Source organism: Marinomonas rhizomae, from assembly GCF_024397855.1.
Lineage (GTDB): Bacteria > Pseudomonadota > Gammaproteobacteria > Pseudomonadales > Marinomonadaceae > Marinomonas > Marinomonas rhizomae_A.
The window spans coordinates 2,084,824-2,100,323 of sequence record NZ_CP073343.1 but is presented as its reverse complement, the minus strand read 5'-3'; the positions used below and the strand labels follow the sequence as shown (position 1 = coordinate 2,100,323).

Here is a 15,500-nt window from a genome sequence, read left to right as displayed (position 1 = left end):
GTCTAAAATATGAAAAAATACTTGACCCAAGACGACTTGCGTCTTAAATTTCGCCCGCGTCATTGCTGAACATAATCCGCACCGCTTCAACTGCTGCGCTAGTCGCTTAAGGCCTTTAGGCCGGATAAGTAACAGCCATAAGTAGGACGGGAGAAGGTAAAGGCGTTTACTTATTTAATCGGTTTATGTTTTGCATAATTAAGGAGCCTCAAGCCCATGACTATAGACGTCAACTCTTTCTACACACCTGAGCGTTTTGCCCGTTTTAAAGCGTTTGCAGAAACCAAAGACACCCCTTTTGTCGTTATCGATACAGATATTATTGATGAAGCCTACACAGAGCTAACAAAAGGTTTTCCAGTTGCTGATATTTTTTACGCTATTAAAGCCAATCCAGCACCAGAAATACTGACACTACTTCGCGATCGCGGTTCAAATTTTGATGTAGCATCACGTTATGAATTGGACAAGCTGTTTGCAATTGGCGGCATCTCACCTGATCAAGTTAGTTATGGCAACACCATCAAGAAAGCCAAAGACGTGCGTTACTTTTATGAAAAAGGTGTACGTATGTTTGCGACAGACTCTGAAGCGGATTTGCGCAACATTGCAAAAGCGGCTCCAGGCTCACGCGTATATGTTCGTATTTTAACGGAAGGCACGGTAACGGCTGACTGGCCATTGTCTCGTAAATTTGGTTGCCGTCCAGATATGGCAATGGATCTATTAATATTAGCAAAAGAGCTAGGCTTGATCCCTTACGGTATCTCTTTCCATGTTGGCTCTCAGCAGCGCGATATCGGTGCTTGGGATGCGGCCATTGCTAGCGTTAAAGTAATCTTTGAACGCCTTAAAGAAGAAGATGGCATCATTCTAGAAATGATCAATATGGGCGGCGGATTCCCAGCAAACTATATTGCTCGAACCAATGACCTTGCCACCTATGCAGAAGAAATTACGCGTTTCTTGGAAGAAGACTTTGGATCAGATTTACCTCGCATTATCTTAGAGCCAGGTCGCTCCTTAATCTCTAACGCAGGCGTACTTGTAAGCGAAGTCGTTTTGATATCTCGCAAATCACACACCGCATTAAATCGCTGGGTCTTCACTGACGTAGGTAAATTCTCTGGCCTAATTGAAACGTTAGATGAATCTATCAAATATCCTATTCATGTAGATAAAGAGGGCGAATTAGAAGAAGTTATTATCGCTGGTCCAACTTGTGATAGCGCCGATATCATGTATGAAAACTACAAATATGGCCTACCGCTAAATTTGGCAATTGGTGATCGCATGTATTGGTTATCAACTGGCGCCTATACAACAACTTACAGTGCAATAGAGTTTAATGGCTTCCCGCCTTTGGCTTCATACTACTTGTAAACCATTCGTTCAAATAGCAAGCACACTAAAGCCCCAGAAATTGATTTTCTGGGGCTTTTTTATTGGAAAGACTTTCTCGTTAAGCAATAATAATGACCTATTTTTTCATCTAGCACAAAAAGGGAATTTTCATGTCGTACACCCTAAGTGAACTCGCTATCTATCCTATAAAATCTATCCAAGGTATTTCTCTAGAAAGCAGCAATGTCGAAATGGCTGGCCTTTTTGGAGATAGACGCTATATGTTGGTGCGTCCTGATGGTGAGTTCATTACTGGTCGAAAGCACCCAAACCTGACATTAGTCACCGCCAAAGCACTAAGCAATGGCTCATGGCACCTTTCTCATCCAGAGGTCATTAATAGCATTACCTTGGATTTCTCGACTTTTCCCCGTGACTATGCAGCGGTTACGGTTTGGGACAACACCGTCAATGCACAGCTTGCCCAAGAAGAAATCAATACTTGGTTTAGCGAGGTTGTAGGTGAAGCAGTAAGGCTAGTTTATTTCGGTGACAAATCAGAACGCTTTACAAGCCGTAGACCTGAAGTGCCAGTAGGGTTTGCAGATGGATATCCCTTCTTATTAACCACATCAGCGTCATTGGCTGAGTTGAATCAGACTTGCCCAGAAGACATCAAAATGGCGCAATTTCGCCCTAACCTAGTAGTAACGGGCAATCAGCCGTTTGACGAAGATAGTTGGAAGCGAATTCGTATTGGTGAAGTGGAATTTGAAAATGTTAAACCTTGTGCTCGTTGTATTTTCACAGCATTAAATCCAACTACGGCACAAAGAAGCAAAAAAGGTGAGCCACTTAAAACACTGGCTAAATTTCGTCTACTGGATAAAGAAAGCATTACATTCGGTATTAATATGATTGCGCTAAACACAGGTGTTATCAATATTGATGACAAAGTTGAGGTACTTGAGTACAAAGAACCTGAGGTATATGTAGATCGCCGAAAACGCTAACAACACTTATTAGCATAGGCATAAAAAAAGAAGGCACTTGGCCTTCTTTTTTTATAACAATAATATGACTTCTTAAATTAGGCTTCTAATTTCGCCAAATATTCATCGTATGTGCCGTGGAAGTCAACAATACCTTCACTGGTTACTTCTACAATGCGAGTCGCCAAAGACGATACAAATTCACGGTCATGACTGACGAAAATCAAAGTACCTGGATAGTTTTCAAGAGCCAAGTTCAATGATTCAATGGATTCCATATCCATGTGGTTAGTTGGCTCATCCATAACAAGAACGTTAGGTTTTTGCAGCATCAACTTACCAAACAACATACGACCTTGCTCACCACCAGAAAGTACCTTCACAGATTTCTTGATGTCATTCTGAGAGAACAAAAGACGACCTAAAGTACCGCGAATTACTTGTTCATCATCGCCTTCTTGTCCCCACTGCCCCATCCATTCAATTAGATCGACGTCTTTTTCAAATTCGTGAGCATGATCCTGTGCATAGTAACCAATATTTGCATTTTCAGACCATTTCACTTCACCTTTGGTTAAGTCAGTATCACCCACCAAACACTTCAGCAAAGTCGTTTTACCAATACCGTTTGGCCCGATAACAGCTACACGCTCACCAACTTCAAGCATCATATTCAAGCCACTGAACAACTCTTCATCATATGATTTGGCAACGTTTTCAATTTGCACAGCCATACGATGCAGTTTCTTTTCTTGCTCGAAACGAATGAATGGATTCTGACGACTGGAAGGCTTTACTTCTTCTAGTTGGATCTTATCAATCTGTTTAGCACGAGAAGTCGCTTGTTTTGACTTAGAAGCGTTGGCAGAGAACCGACTAACGAATGATTTCAATTCGTTAATTTGTGCTTTCTTCTTAGCATTGTCAGACAACAAACGCTCGCGAGCTTGAGTCGCCGCTGTCATGTACTCATCATAATTACCAGAGAACAAACGTAACTCACCGTAATCCAAATCTGCCATATTCGTACAAACAGAGTTCAAGAAATGACGGTCATGGGAAATGATGATCATGGTGCAATTACGCTCTACCAAAACACCTTCCAACCAGCGGATTGTATTAATATCCAAGTTGTTGGTTGGTTCGTCAAGTAAGAGAATTTCCGGATCAGAGAACAAAGCTTGGGCTAGCAAAACTCGAAGCTTTAAACCTGGAGCTACTTCGCTCATCAAGCCATAATGCTGCTCAGTAGGAATACCAACACCTAGCAACAATTCTCCGGCACGTGCATCAGAGGTATAACCATCCATTTCAGCAAATTCTGCTTCTAGATCACCTGCACGCAAGCCATCGGCTTCCGTCATTTCTGGATTAGCGTAAATAGCATCTTTTTCAGACTTAATCGCCCAAAGTTCTGTGTGACCCATGATAACGGTATCAATTACAGAATATTCTTCGTAAGCAAATTGATCTTGTTTCAATTTACCAAGACGCTCATTAGGGTCTTTTGAAACGTTGCCAGAACTTGGTTCCAAATCGCCACCTAGAATTTTCATAAATGTGGATTTACCACATCCATTCGCGCCTATAAGACCGTAACGTTTTCCTTCTCCGAATTTGACAGAGACGTTTTCAAAAAGAGGTTTTGCACCAAATTGCATGGTGATGTTGGCCGTCGTTAACAAAGTATTCTTCCGTTTATCATGAGGTAAATAATTGAGCTCTAGTAGACTTAATCGTCAGAGCAAAGCTGATGCGCGCATTATCGCACAGATTAGCTCGACTCTTTAAGGGCGAAAACAGTTATTACCTAAAAAAGGCGAACTTACTGTTACAGATAGAGTCAAAAAATATAAATAGAATACAAAACACTACTACTGTTTTTGCTCAAATCAGCCTAAAACTAATATAAGTCTCTCGGCTATTCAGAAACTGAAAAATTGGCCGATGGCATTAATAGAACTCAAATAAGGCGGAGAGAACAATGAAAACCGTCCAAGTAAAAGAAACACAATACGACATAACGCCAGCGCATTTGAAAGAAGGCTCTATTTTTGGCGCTTTATCAGAAGTCTCTATTCAGTTTCTATTGAATGAAGGCGTTTTGCACAAAGTCTCCAAAGGTGATGAGATTTTTTCCTATGGCAGTAAAGGTGGAAGCTTCCACACAATATTACATGGAAAGCTGGATTTTTTTAAACAGCATGGTGATAAAAAGCTGCGAACTAGAACCGTTGGCTTCGGTGAAGCAATTGGCTTTGTATCAATGATAGCCTTACATGAACGTGTCGGTAGTCTTTGTGCGCTTGAAGATAGCCTGCTACTTGAAATATCCAGCCAACTATTCAGTGACTTTCACGATCAATACCCTTTTGATTTTGGTATTCTATTGATGAACTTGTCTCGTGATATGGCTAGGACCATTAGAGTATTAAGCAACGCTTTGGTGGAAAACGATGTGGTTGTGAAAAGAAATTAAATAATGCGGCTAGTCAGAGAGAGAAAGTTAAAGGTAGGCTGGTATGAAAGGATCCAACCTACCTCAAATCATTATTTTACAGCGGCTACAACAGATATTTCGACTAGCAACTCAGGTCTTGCTAATCTCGCTTCTACACAAGCTCTCGCTGGAGCGTGACCCTTTGGAATCCACGCATCCCATACTTCGTTCATTGCAGCGAAATCTTTCATATCACGAAGATAAATAGTGGCAGATAAAATATAGGATTTATCCGTCCCTGACTGCTCCAACAAAACGTCCACTTTATCTAGCATGGTTCGTGTTTGTTCAGTAATGTCCGTATTAGCATCAGCACCAACTTGGCCGCAAAGGTATACCGTTTCATTGTGCTTAACGATACGACTCATGCGCTGACCAACTTCCATGCGCTCAATAGTAGCCATAAAAAACCTCTATTCGATTGAGAATTAAATTTTCATCTATTTGTTATTTTAATAATTACCATAAGATTCGGTATAAATCATAAGCCGACTAATATAAAACGACACAGCATCAAAACTCCAGCCCTTTTTGAGCTTTAATACCACGTTTAAATGCATGTTTTACTTCTTTTAACTCACTCACTGTGTCAGCAAGCTCTATTAAGGCATCTGACGCACCTCGACCCGTGACCACAAGATGCTGATTCTCAGGGCGGTTCATCAAGGCTTGAAGTACGTTATCTTCAAGCAAATATTCGTAATGCAATAAATAAGTTAACTCATCAAGAACAACCAAATCGATACTCGGATCAGACAACATAGCAGCGGCTTTTTCCCAAGCCTGTTCCGATGAGGCGATGTCAGATTCACGGTTTTGTGTTTCCCAAGTAAATCCTGCGGGCATAATTTCCCATTGCACATTTGCTTGCTGCTTAAAGAAATCAATTTCACCGGTGTTCCACTCGCCCTTCAAGAACTGCACCACACCAACTTTCATACCATGACCTAAAGCTCTGGCTACCATCCCCAGTGCCGAACTGGATTTGCCCTTTCCGTTGCCCGTCAAAAGAACAAAGGTGCCTTTATCTTCTTGCGCCTTAGCAATGCGTTTATCGACATGCTTTTTTATATTTTGCATTCGTTGCTGGTGCTTTTCTGGATCCTTAATTGCTTTTGACATAACGCCTCTGTGCTTAAAATATAGAGCCTTATTCATTCTCACGAACGAATAAGGCTCTAACAAGATGAATTAAATGCGATCGTCTTCAGGGTCGTAGCCAAGGTTAGGTGCTAACCAACGCTCAGCGTCATCCTTGCTCATTCCTTTACGTTCTGCGTAATCGTCCACCTGATCTGGGCCGATTTTACCAATACCAAAATACGTCGCATCAGGGTGAGCAAAATACCAGCCACTTACTGCGGCGGTTGGCAGCATGGCAAAGCTTTCCGTAATCTCCATGTCGATCTTTTCCTTCACATCCAACAAAGTCCAAAGCTTGGCTTTTTCCGTATGATCAGGACAAGCTGGATAGCCTGGTGCAGGACGAATACCTTGGTATTTTTCTTTGATTAACTGCTCATTAGTTAACTCTTCTGCTTCCGCGTAGCCCCAAAATTCCTTACGAACTTTTTCGTGTAAATACTCAGCCGTCGCTTCAGCTAAACGGTCTGCAACCGCCTTAATCATAATGGAATTGTAATCATCATGATCCGCTTCGTATTTCGCTACCAAAGGATCGATACCAAAGCCTGCCGCACAAGCAAAGGCTCCGATATAATCTGCGACGCCACTTTCTTTTGGTGCAACAAAATCGGCTAAGCTATGGTTGTATTTACCTGGGGCCGTCAGTTCGTTTTGAATACGCAGGAAAGACAAGCGCTCGATCACTTCGCTGCGTGATTCATCTGCATAGATTTCAATATCATCATGGTTTGCTTGGTTAGCAGGGAATAAGCCAACAACCGCTCTTGCTTGCAACGATTTACTCGCAATCACTTCATCCAGCATGACTAACGCATCTTGGAACACGCGGGTGGCTTCAACACCGACCACTTCGTCAGTAAGAATGCGAGGGTAAGCACCAGCCAATTCCCATGTTTGAAAGAAAGGAGTCCAATCGATGTAATCTTTTACTTTATTAAGGTCGATATCATTTTCAGTCAGAACGGTGATGCCAAGTTTGTTCGGCTGAACAACATTGCTGCCATCAAATGCGATTGGGCCTTTATTCTGGCGCGCTTTATCCAAAGAAACACGGCGACCCGCTTTAGCACGATCTTTATAACGAATACGTGTTTTTTCGTAATCCGCTTTAATTTCATCGACAAATTTTTGGTAACGCTCTTTATCTTTACTCAGTAAGGCGCTGGCCACGCCAACACTACGAGACGCATTAGTCACGTGAACGACTTGATTGCGATTATAGTTTTGTTCAATTTTTACTGCTGTGTGGGCTTTTGATGTTGTCGCACCGCCAATCATGACGGGCAAATCGAAGCCTTGGCGCTCCATTTCTTTGGCAACATGCACCATTTCATCCAACGATGGCGTGATCAAGCCAGACAAGCCGATCATGTCTGCGCCCTCTTCTTTTGCTGTGCGCAGGATTTTCTCCGCCGACACCATGACACCAAGATCGATCACTTCAAAGTTGTTACACTGCAGAACAACACCAACGATGTTTTTACCAATATCATGTACGTCGCCTTTTACAGTCGCCATAACGATCTTTCCATTGCTGGATGAAGCCGTGTCCATGTTTAGGCGTTTTTCTTCTTCAATGAATGGCATCAAGTAGGCGACGGCTTTTTTCATTACACGCGCTGATTTCACTACCTGAGGTAAGAACATCTTACCGGAACCGAATAAGTCACCAACAATGCTCATACCATCCATCAATGGACCTTCAATGACTTCTAGCGGACGCGCAAAGGCTAAACGAGCTTCTTCTGTGTCATCATCAATAAACTCAGTTATGCCTTTAACCAGCGCATGACTTAAGCGCTCAGAAACTGGCAAACCACGCCATTCTTGCGTTTCTTTTTCTGCGACTTCGCCATTTCCAGCAAACTCACCAGCGATGGCTAACAAATTGTCTGTAGCGTCCGGCGTACGGTTAAGAACAGCGTCTTCTACAGCATTACGCAATTTCGTTGGTATATCTTCATACAAAGCAAGCTGCCCTGCGTTAACGATACCCATAGTCATGCCTTGCTTGATCGCGTGATATAAAAATACCGCGTGAATGGCTTCACGTACTGGATTGTTACCACGGAACGAGAAAGAGACGTTTGAAACACCGCCTGACACCTTGGCATAAGGCAATTCGCGAGTAATATCGCCTGTTGCTTCGATAAAGTCCAAAGCGTATCGGTTATGTTCTTCAATACCTGTAGCGATAGCGAAGATGTTTGGATCGAAAATAATGTCTTCAGGTGGAAAGCCAACTTCATCCACTAAAATATGATAAGAACGTCGGCAAATTTCAATTTTACGAGCCCGCGTATCCGCTTGCCCTACTTCATCAAAGGCCATAACGATAACTGCAGCGCCGTATTTCATTAGCTTACGCGCTTGTTCGCGGAATTTATCTTCGCCCTCTTTCATACTGATAGAGTTAACGACGCCTTTACCTTGGATCCATTTCAAACCCGCTTCAAGGATTTCCCACTTCGAAGAATCCAGCATGATAGGCACACGAGAAATATCCGGTTCAGACGCGATGAGCTTAAGAAAGCGCTCCATTGCAGCTTGCGAATCCAACATACCTTCATCCATGTTGATGTCGATTATCTGCGCACCGTTTTCCACTTGCTGACGTGCCACATCCAAAGCAGTATCAAAATCACCTTCTTTGATAAGACGTTTAAACATGGCCGAGCCGGTCACGTTGGTTCTTTCACCGACGTTGACAAACAAGCTATTGCCGTCGATATTGAATGGCTCGAGTCCTGATAAACGGCAAGCTTTTTCGATCTCAGGAATGACACGTGGTATCGAGTCTGCAAAGGCTGTCGCGAACGTTTTAATGTGTTCTGGCGCCGTACCACAACAACCACCGATGATATTCAAAAATCCAGAGTCAACCCAACCTTGAATTTCTTCAAGCATCTCTTCTGGCGATTCGTCGTATTCACCAAAAGCGTTAGGTAATCCAGCATTTGGGTGAGCAGATACATGCGTATCAGCAATACGAGAAAGCTCCTCTACGTATTGGCGTAGCTCTTTAGGCCCTAGCGCACAGTTTAAACCAACTGAAATAGGCTTAGCATGGGAGATGGAATTCCAAAATGCCTCTGTGGTTTGTCCAGACAAAGTACGCCCTGAGGCATCGGTAATAGTGCCGGAAATCATTATCGGATAACGAACGCCAGTTTTTTCGAAATAATCTAATACAGCGTAAATAGCGGCTTTTGCGTTCAAGGTATCGAAGATGGTTTCGATTAGCAGAAGATCCACACCACCTTTGATTAATCCATCAACGGCCGTTGTATAAGCCTCAACTAACTCATCAAAATGTATATTACGGAAACCTGGATCGTTAACATCAGGAGAAATCGTACAAGTACGACTAGTCGGACCAACAGCTCCAGCAACAAAGCGAGGTTTATTTGGATTCTGCTTGGTGAATTCGTCAGCGGCTTCACGAGCTAATCGAGCTGATTCAAAATTTAGCTCGTAGCTAAGATCTTCCATGTGGTAATCCAGCATGGAGATATAATTGGCATTGAAAGTATTGGTTTCAATGATGTCTGCGCCGGCGGCAAGGTAACTTGAATAAATGTCTTTAATGATCTTTGGTTGAGTCAATGAAAGCAGGTCATTATTGCCTTTTAAGTCACTTTCCCAATCTTCAAAACGCTCACCACGATAATCTTGTTCTTCTAATTTATATCCTTGGATCATGGTGCCCATGGCACCATCTAGAATCAATACGTTTTCAGCTAGTCGCTTCTCTATAATAGAATACGAATCGGACTTTACCACTCTAACCACCTCAAAAAAGAATATGCAGACGTACTATACCGAAAAGTCACGCTTGTCGCGTTGAAAAAAAGTAATGAGGAGTTGAATGATCCGAGGAAAGAAAAAAGCGAAGCCAACCAATCAAGATCAACTTCGCTATTTTAAGGACGCCGCCGAGGCATTAAGAGCTTAATTCTTGGTTGTTTTTTGATTTACTAATACGGCCAATAAGAAAACCACTTAACAAACCAAGCAAAATAGCGATACCCCAATAACCGTACTTCTCAAACAAGTTCGTATTGATCAATGATAAAGTTTCATTGCCTCGGTATATTTGTCGCTGAAACGTTTGGTCTTGGAAAGAAATTTGCTGACTAACAAATAAATCCAGTTGTGCTTCTGGCTTTTCGTTTAAACCCGCTACACGCCAGCGCCATTGTAAGCGCCCATTTTGAACAACAGCACTAGCAACAGGATCACTGATCATTTGAATATCACTGTCAGTTACTAATTCTGCTTGATAGACCTGCCCAGAAAGCGAAGGACGAACGTCTGCTGACACCAATATTTCAAAATTATTATGCAAGGCCATTTCATTTGGTAGCTGCCATTGCACATTTTGTAATGAGGAGTTCATTTGCGCCTGCAAAGCTTCTATCGCTGCCGCTACGGTTATGCCACCGTTTTCATTAATTTCCAAGGCTTGCTGGGTGCCAGCTAGGCGAGCAGACAAAGCTTTGAGCTCTGCTTGGCTTTCAGCTAGCTCTTCACCTGCAGCGTTAAGTTGAGCCGTTAGTTCTGCATTATTTTGTTGCGCTTGGGCAAGCTTATTATCAAGGTCTTTCCAACGCGCTTCATAATCAGCCCCTTCATCAAGAGCAGCTTCAAGTTTTAAAATGTCAGTTTTATACTCTTCAATAAGCGACTTCTGTTCTGCTAATTGACTTTGTAAATTAGCCAACTCAATGCGCATTTGCGTATTTTCTTTTGCGTAATTCATATCATCTGTCGCGAGCGGCAATGGTGGTTGGTTAAGATTAACTATTGGCTTAGCAGCTTCAGGCTGTTTTGCTCCAAGAGAACGAATCTTATCCCACAGTACTTGATGTTGCGCTCTTGCGTCAGATAAAGCGCCACCCAAAATAAGGTTTTCTTTTTTCAGTGCGGTAAGACGTTTTTGATTAGATTGATTATCCGCTTCTAAATCAGCGTATTTGCTTTTTAGTTCCGTGTTTTCATCCAGCAAATCAAAATAGCTTTGCTTAAAAGCATCTTGCGACGTTGGCATATTTTCTAAACTAGACACTTGCTGCTTTAATGATGTGTTTTCATTTTCTAACTGACTAATACGACGTGTTAATAAATCATTATCTAATTTTAATGCAGCATAACGAGACTCAAGCGCTTCACGCTGTTTCTTTTGCTCCTCTAAAGCCACTAAAGATTTTGCGGTAGATGGCGTTTTCTGCAAGTTAGCAATAATAATATCTTTCTCATCAAGAGATTTATTTAATAGAGCGAGCTGACTTTGATTATCTAGCAATTGCTGCTGCAGTGAATCTATAAGAGAGTTTTTTGACTTTACCTGATTTTCTAGTGCAATTTCTTTTGCGCTAACAGCAGAGCTTTGGAGTGGAGCTTGGGCAACGGGTTCGGTAGAGCCTGCCGTTTGTTCAATGATCGAGTCCGACTGCTGGCGTGAAGAAGTCGTACACCCAGACATCATCAAGCCCAAGGCGATTGGAATCAAAATCGTCGTGCGTGCTTTCATTTTTCGCTCCTTAAATAAACTCAAGGTCGACAATAGGTTACCTCTCACTTATGCCAGATTTATGTGTAAAATGCAAAGAAACAGTAAAGACAAGATTCTACTTTTTATCAAGCAAACAACAAAAAAGCCCCAAAGAAAAATCTATGGGGGCTTTAGATAAGATTTTATCTAGTGGCTTATAATAGGTTAAGCAAGACTTTTAGAAATCACCTCATAAACATCTTTTGATAAATCTTCCGCCAAAATGCGCTCTAATTCTGCTTTCATTTTTGCACTTAGCTCAGGTTGCATTTTTTTCCAGCGAGTTAATGGCGTACAGAGTCTAGAAGCAATTTGTGGATTACGTTTATTTAGCACAATAATCTGATCAGCCAAGAAGCAATAACCGCTGCCGTCAGCGTTATGGAAACCCGCAACACTTTGACCAAAGCCCCCTAAAACAGAGCGCACTTTATTTGGATTTTTCAGATCGAAAGCTGGATGTTCCATTAGCCCTTGCACTGTTTCCAAAGCATTATCTTGATCTTGGCTAGCACTTAACATCAGCCATTTATTCACTACCAATGGTTCCGCTTTCCACTGTTCATAAAATGCTGACAATAGCTCTTCTGCTTGCTTGTGATGTGAGTTAACAGCAATAGACAACGCAGCAAATTGATCGGTCATGTTATTGGCCGTTTGAAATTGCGAAACAACCTCTTGCTGAGCGAGCTCATTGTTTGTCTCAACCCAGTAAGATAAAGCAATATTCTTAATGGAACGATGTGCTATATCTTTCGCTGTCGCTTGGTACTCACCGTGGATTTTATGTTCGCGGTAAACCCGCTCAAAATCCACTGACAATGCATTAGCCAATTGAGCTTTTAAATATTGGCGCGCTTGCTTGATTGCCGCTGGGTGAATTGGATTCGCTAGCTCAGACAAATACGCTTGGCTTGGCAAAGCAAGAATTAAGGCCACCATAGCTGGGTCTAGTGTCTCATCAGCTAACAAGCCTTTAAAACCATTAACCAACTGAGAGTCTATTGACAGTTCTTTACCAGCAATTGCCTGATTGATCAGCGTAGTAAGCTCATTAACTGCCAATTGTTGAGAGGCGCTCCAACGATTAAAACCATCCGAATCGGAAGACAGCAGTAACAATAGGTCTTTCGAAGAATAGTCATAACGTAATTTAACTGGTGCCGAAAAGCCTCGTAGCAAAGATGGTACAGGCTTAGAAGTCAAACCGCTAAACTCAAATTCTTGCTCACTGAATGTCAGGTGCAGAACGTGATCTTCTGCCACAACACCGTTTACCTCAGAGGATACGACAGTACCCTGCTCGTCAAGTAAACCAACGCGCACAGGAATGTGCAGTGGTAATTTTGTGGGCTGACCTGGAGTGGCTGGCGTATCTTGCTTCATCGCTAGACGATACGTGCCCGTTGCTTCATCAAAACTGTCTGTAACTGTAACAATCGGCGTACCCGCTTGAGAGTACCAACGTTTGAATTGAGAAAGATCAAAACCAGAAGCATCTTGCATAGCAGCAACAAAATCATCACAAGTCACCGCTTGACCATCGTGACGATCGAAATACAAATCAGATCCTGCACGAAATTTCTCTGCGCCTAACAAGATATGAATCATGCGAACAATTTCAGACCCCTTTTCATAGACAGTAAGCGTGTAAAAGTTGGATATCTCAATAAAAGAAGCCGGACGCACAGGATGCGCCATTGGGCCAGCATCTTCAGCGAATTGAGCGGTTTTCAGAAAAGAAACATCTTCTACACGTTTTACGGTTTCTGAATGCATATCAGCAGAAAAAGTCTGGTCACGGAAAACAGTAAAGCCTTCTTTTAAACTTAGCTGAAACCAATCTCGACAAGTAACACGGTTACCAGACCAGTTATGGAAATATTCGTGCGCAACAATGGCTTCGACACGTAAATATGTATCGTCCGTTGTGGTTTCCGGGCTAGCCAACAAGCAAGATGAATTAAAAATATTCAACCCTTTGTTTTCCATGGCACCCATATTGAAATCATCGACGGCAACGATCATGAAAATATCTAAATCGTATTCACGTCCATAGGTTTCTTCATCCCAACGCATAGAGCGTTTTAGTGCTTCCATCGCATAATCGACTTTGTCGATATTGTGAGACTCGGTGAAGATTTGCAGTTTAATATCGCGCTTACTTTGCGTGGTAAATACGTCATTTTTTACCGCAAGATCACCCGCAACTAAAGCAAAAAGATAAGCAGGTTTAGGGAATGGGTCGTGCCATACAACGACTGTTTTACCTTCATCCGTTTTACCGCGTTCAACTTCATTACCGTTAGACAACATTACAGGGTAACGAGATTCGTCAGCAATAATGGTCGTGGTAAACACAGACATGACATCAGGACGATCTAGGTAGTAGGTAATATGACGAAAACCTTCGGCCTCACATTGAGTACAAAACATAGAAGACGAACGATACAGGCCTTCAAGGCGTGTGTTGTTTTGTGGCTCAATCAAGGTTTCACAAGTCAAAATAAACTGATCTGCTGTGGCAGTAATGATCAGCTTGTCTTCACTGATGCGGTACTCTTCTGGCGGCAAGGCATAGTCGTCCATGGCAACACCAATCAATTTAACGTCTTCACCGCCATCCAAAACCAAAGGCGCTGTCGATTTGCCAAATGCAGGGTTGCGACGCATATGTAGGCGCGAAGTGACAATGGTTGTCGCTTCGTCTAGATCAAATGTAAGCTCTGTTTTATCAATAAGAAAAGGAGGAACTTTATAGTCTTTTAAATAAATCGCTGATGGCTGACTCTCTTTCATTTGTTCTTATCTCCTAGAATGTCAATGTCGCTTGGTAACCGGTGTATTTACGAATATTAATCACGCCCGTGTCTAGCATCCAGTACTGGCCTTTTATGCCCATCAAAGTGCCTTCAATGTGCGGCGTTTTTTCTGCGTTAAGGCTGGTTATTTTGGTTGGGTATTCTAAAACTGGGTAGGTAAATTCATGAGTTTCATTTTCATCGGACAAATCGGTGATGGACTGCAACCCAAACTCATGTTGCAAGGAGTCTAGACCTTCATAAAGTCGATCAATTAAACGCTCTTGCTCTTGCTCAAGATCCATTTCGATAGACGACCCTTTGAGCATGTTGCGCCAATTGGTTTTATCCGCCACTTGGGTTTTAAATAAGGTTTCGACTAAACCAGACATTCTTCGGTTTTGTACTCTAAACAAGGCTCTAGCCTGGGTGGCACCCTGATCTATCCAACGCGTGGGTAATTGATCACCACGGGTAATACCGACTTTTAACGCCGATGAATTGGCCAAATATACATAATGGCTTTGCATGCAATACTGCTCAGCCCATTCAGGTTCTCGGCACGTCCCTAGATGAAAGTGGCACTTTTCTGGACTCATGATGCAAGTATCGCAGGCGGCTAACTTTCGAAAGCAATTAAAGCAAAAGCCTTGGCTGAACGATTTTTTGGTCACCTTGCCGCAATTTACACAATGAATCGTTCCATCAAGATGCAAAGAAACTTTTTTACCTAACAAATCGTTAACCAGTACACGATCACTTCCTAGGTTCAGATGATAATACACTTGGCCATCACGAACCTCCGTCGACATTTTTTTAAGGTTACCCTGCAACATCAAGCTTGTCCCTCAGGACCATCGCCAACCCATTTAATGGTGTCTTGCTCTTTCGTTGGGTCTTTTTTGCCAACGTTTTTATGACCTGTGGTGTCGATGTAGCCAACACGATCTTTTTCTTCTTTATTGCTGTAGTCATAAGTAATAACAGCTTGTAGACATAATTCTGTTTGTTCTGGTGTCAATCTTACACCGTTCGGCCACTTACCAAGCTCTACCGCTTGCTTCAGTTTGACATATACTTCAGGCGACATATTGTCGATCATTTCTTTAAAATTCATTTTGTATCTCCCTGCTTTGAAGCAGGCCAAGTCTATAATTAAAAGA

The 15,500-nt window shown here is 42.3% G+C and carries 11 protein-coding genes; 3 read left to right on the top strand and 8 right to left on the bottom strand.

Going from position 1 to position 15,500, the window contains the following annotated elements:
• Window positions 1-216 precede the first annotated feature (216 nt).
• Window positions 217-1,383 (top strand): type III PLP-dependent enzyme, encoded by a 1,167-nt coding sequence (locus KDW99_RS09935; RefSeq protein ID WP_255829145.1) that lies wholly within the window; start codon window positions 217-219, stop codon window positions 1,381-1,383.
• Between the two features lie 131 nt (window positions 1,384-1,514).
• Window positions 1,515-2,357 (top strand): MOSC domain-containing protein, encoded by an 843-nt coding sequence (locus KDW99_RS09930; RefSeq protein ID WP_255829144.1) that lies wholly within the window; start codon window positions 1,515-1,517, stop codon window positions 2,355-2,357.
• Between the two features lie 77 nt (window positions 2,358-2,434).
• Here KDW99_RS09930 and KDW99_RS09925 read toward each other — a convergent pair whose 3' ends face one another.
• Complete coding sequence (locus KDW99_RS09925) at window positions 2,435-4,021, bottom strand: ABC-F family ATPase (protein WP_255829143.1); 1,587 nt, start codon at window positions 4,019-4,021, stop codon at window positions 2,435-2,437.
• A gap of 299 nt (window positions 4,022-4,320) precedes the next feature.
• On the opposite strand from KDW99_RS09925, the gene KDW99_RS09920 reads away from it, so the two are divergent.
• Window positions 4,321-4,815, top strand: coding sequence for a Crp/Fnr family transcriptional regulator (locus KDW99_RS09920; protein ID WP_255829142.1), 495 nt, complete (start codon window positions 4,321-4,323; stop codon window positions 4,813-4,815).
• Between the two features lie 71 nt (window positions 4,816-4,886).
• Here KDW99_RS09920 and KDW99_RS09915 read toward each other — a convergent pair whose 3' ends face one another.
• From KDW99_RS09915 to KDW99_RS09885, 7 genes are all read right to left on the bottom strand, one after another.
• On the bottom strand, window positions 4,887-5,240 hold the full coding sequence (locus KDW99_RS09915) for a RidA family protein (protein WP_255829141.1): 354 nt from the start codon (window positions 5,238-5,240) through the stop codon (window positions 4,887-4,889).
• A 109-nt stretch (window positions 5,241-5,349) separates the two neighbouring features.
• Complete coding sequence (cobO, locus tag KDW99_RS09910) at window positions 5,350-5,958, bottom strand: cob(I)yrinic acid a,c-diamide adenosyltransferase (protein ID WP_255829140.1); 609 nt, start codon at window positions 5,956-5,958, stop codon at window positions 5,350-5,352.
• 69 nt (window positions 5,959-6,027) lie between these two features.
• A complete protein-coding gene (gene metH, locus KDW99_RS09905; RefSeq protein ID WP_255829139.1) occupies window positions 6,028-9,765 on the bottom strand; it encodes a methionine synthase in 3,738 nt (1,245 codons plus the stop codon).
• A gap of 160 nt (window positions 9,766-9,925) precedes the next feature.
• Entirely contained in the window at window positions 9,926-11,515 is a 1,590-nt protein-coding gene (locus KDW99_RS09900) for a hypothetical protein (protein WP_255829138.1), read from the bottom strand.
• Between the two features lie 186 nt (window positions 11,516-11,701).
• Window positions 11,702-14,335, bottom strand: a complete 2,634-nt coding sequence (gene pepN / locus KDW99_RS09895; RefSeq protein WP_255829137.1) for an aminopeptidase N — start codon at window positions 14,333-14,335, stop codon at window positions 11,702-11,704.
• Window positions 14,336-14,348: 13 nt separating this feature from the next.
• A complete protein-coding gene (locus KDW99_RS09890) occupies window positions 14,349-15,173 on the bottom strand; it encodes a DUF2797 domain-containing protein (protein WP_255829136.1) in 825 nt (274 codons plus the stop codon).
• Window positions 15,173-15,454, bottom strand: a complete 282-nt coding sequence (locus KDW99_RS09885) for a YeaC family protein (protein WP_114412007.1) — start codon at window positions 15,452-15,454, stop codon at window positions 15,173-15,175. Before KDW99_RS09885 ends, KDW99_RS09890 begins: the two co-directional genes overlap by 1 nt.
• Window positions 15,455-15,500 lie beyond the last annotated feature (46 nt).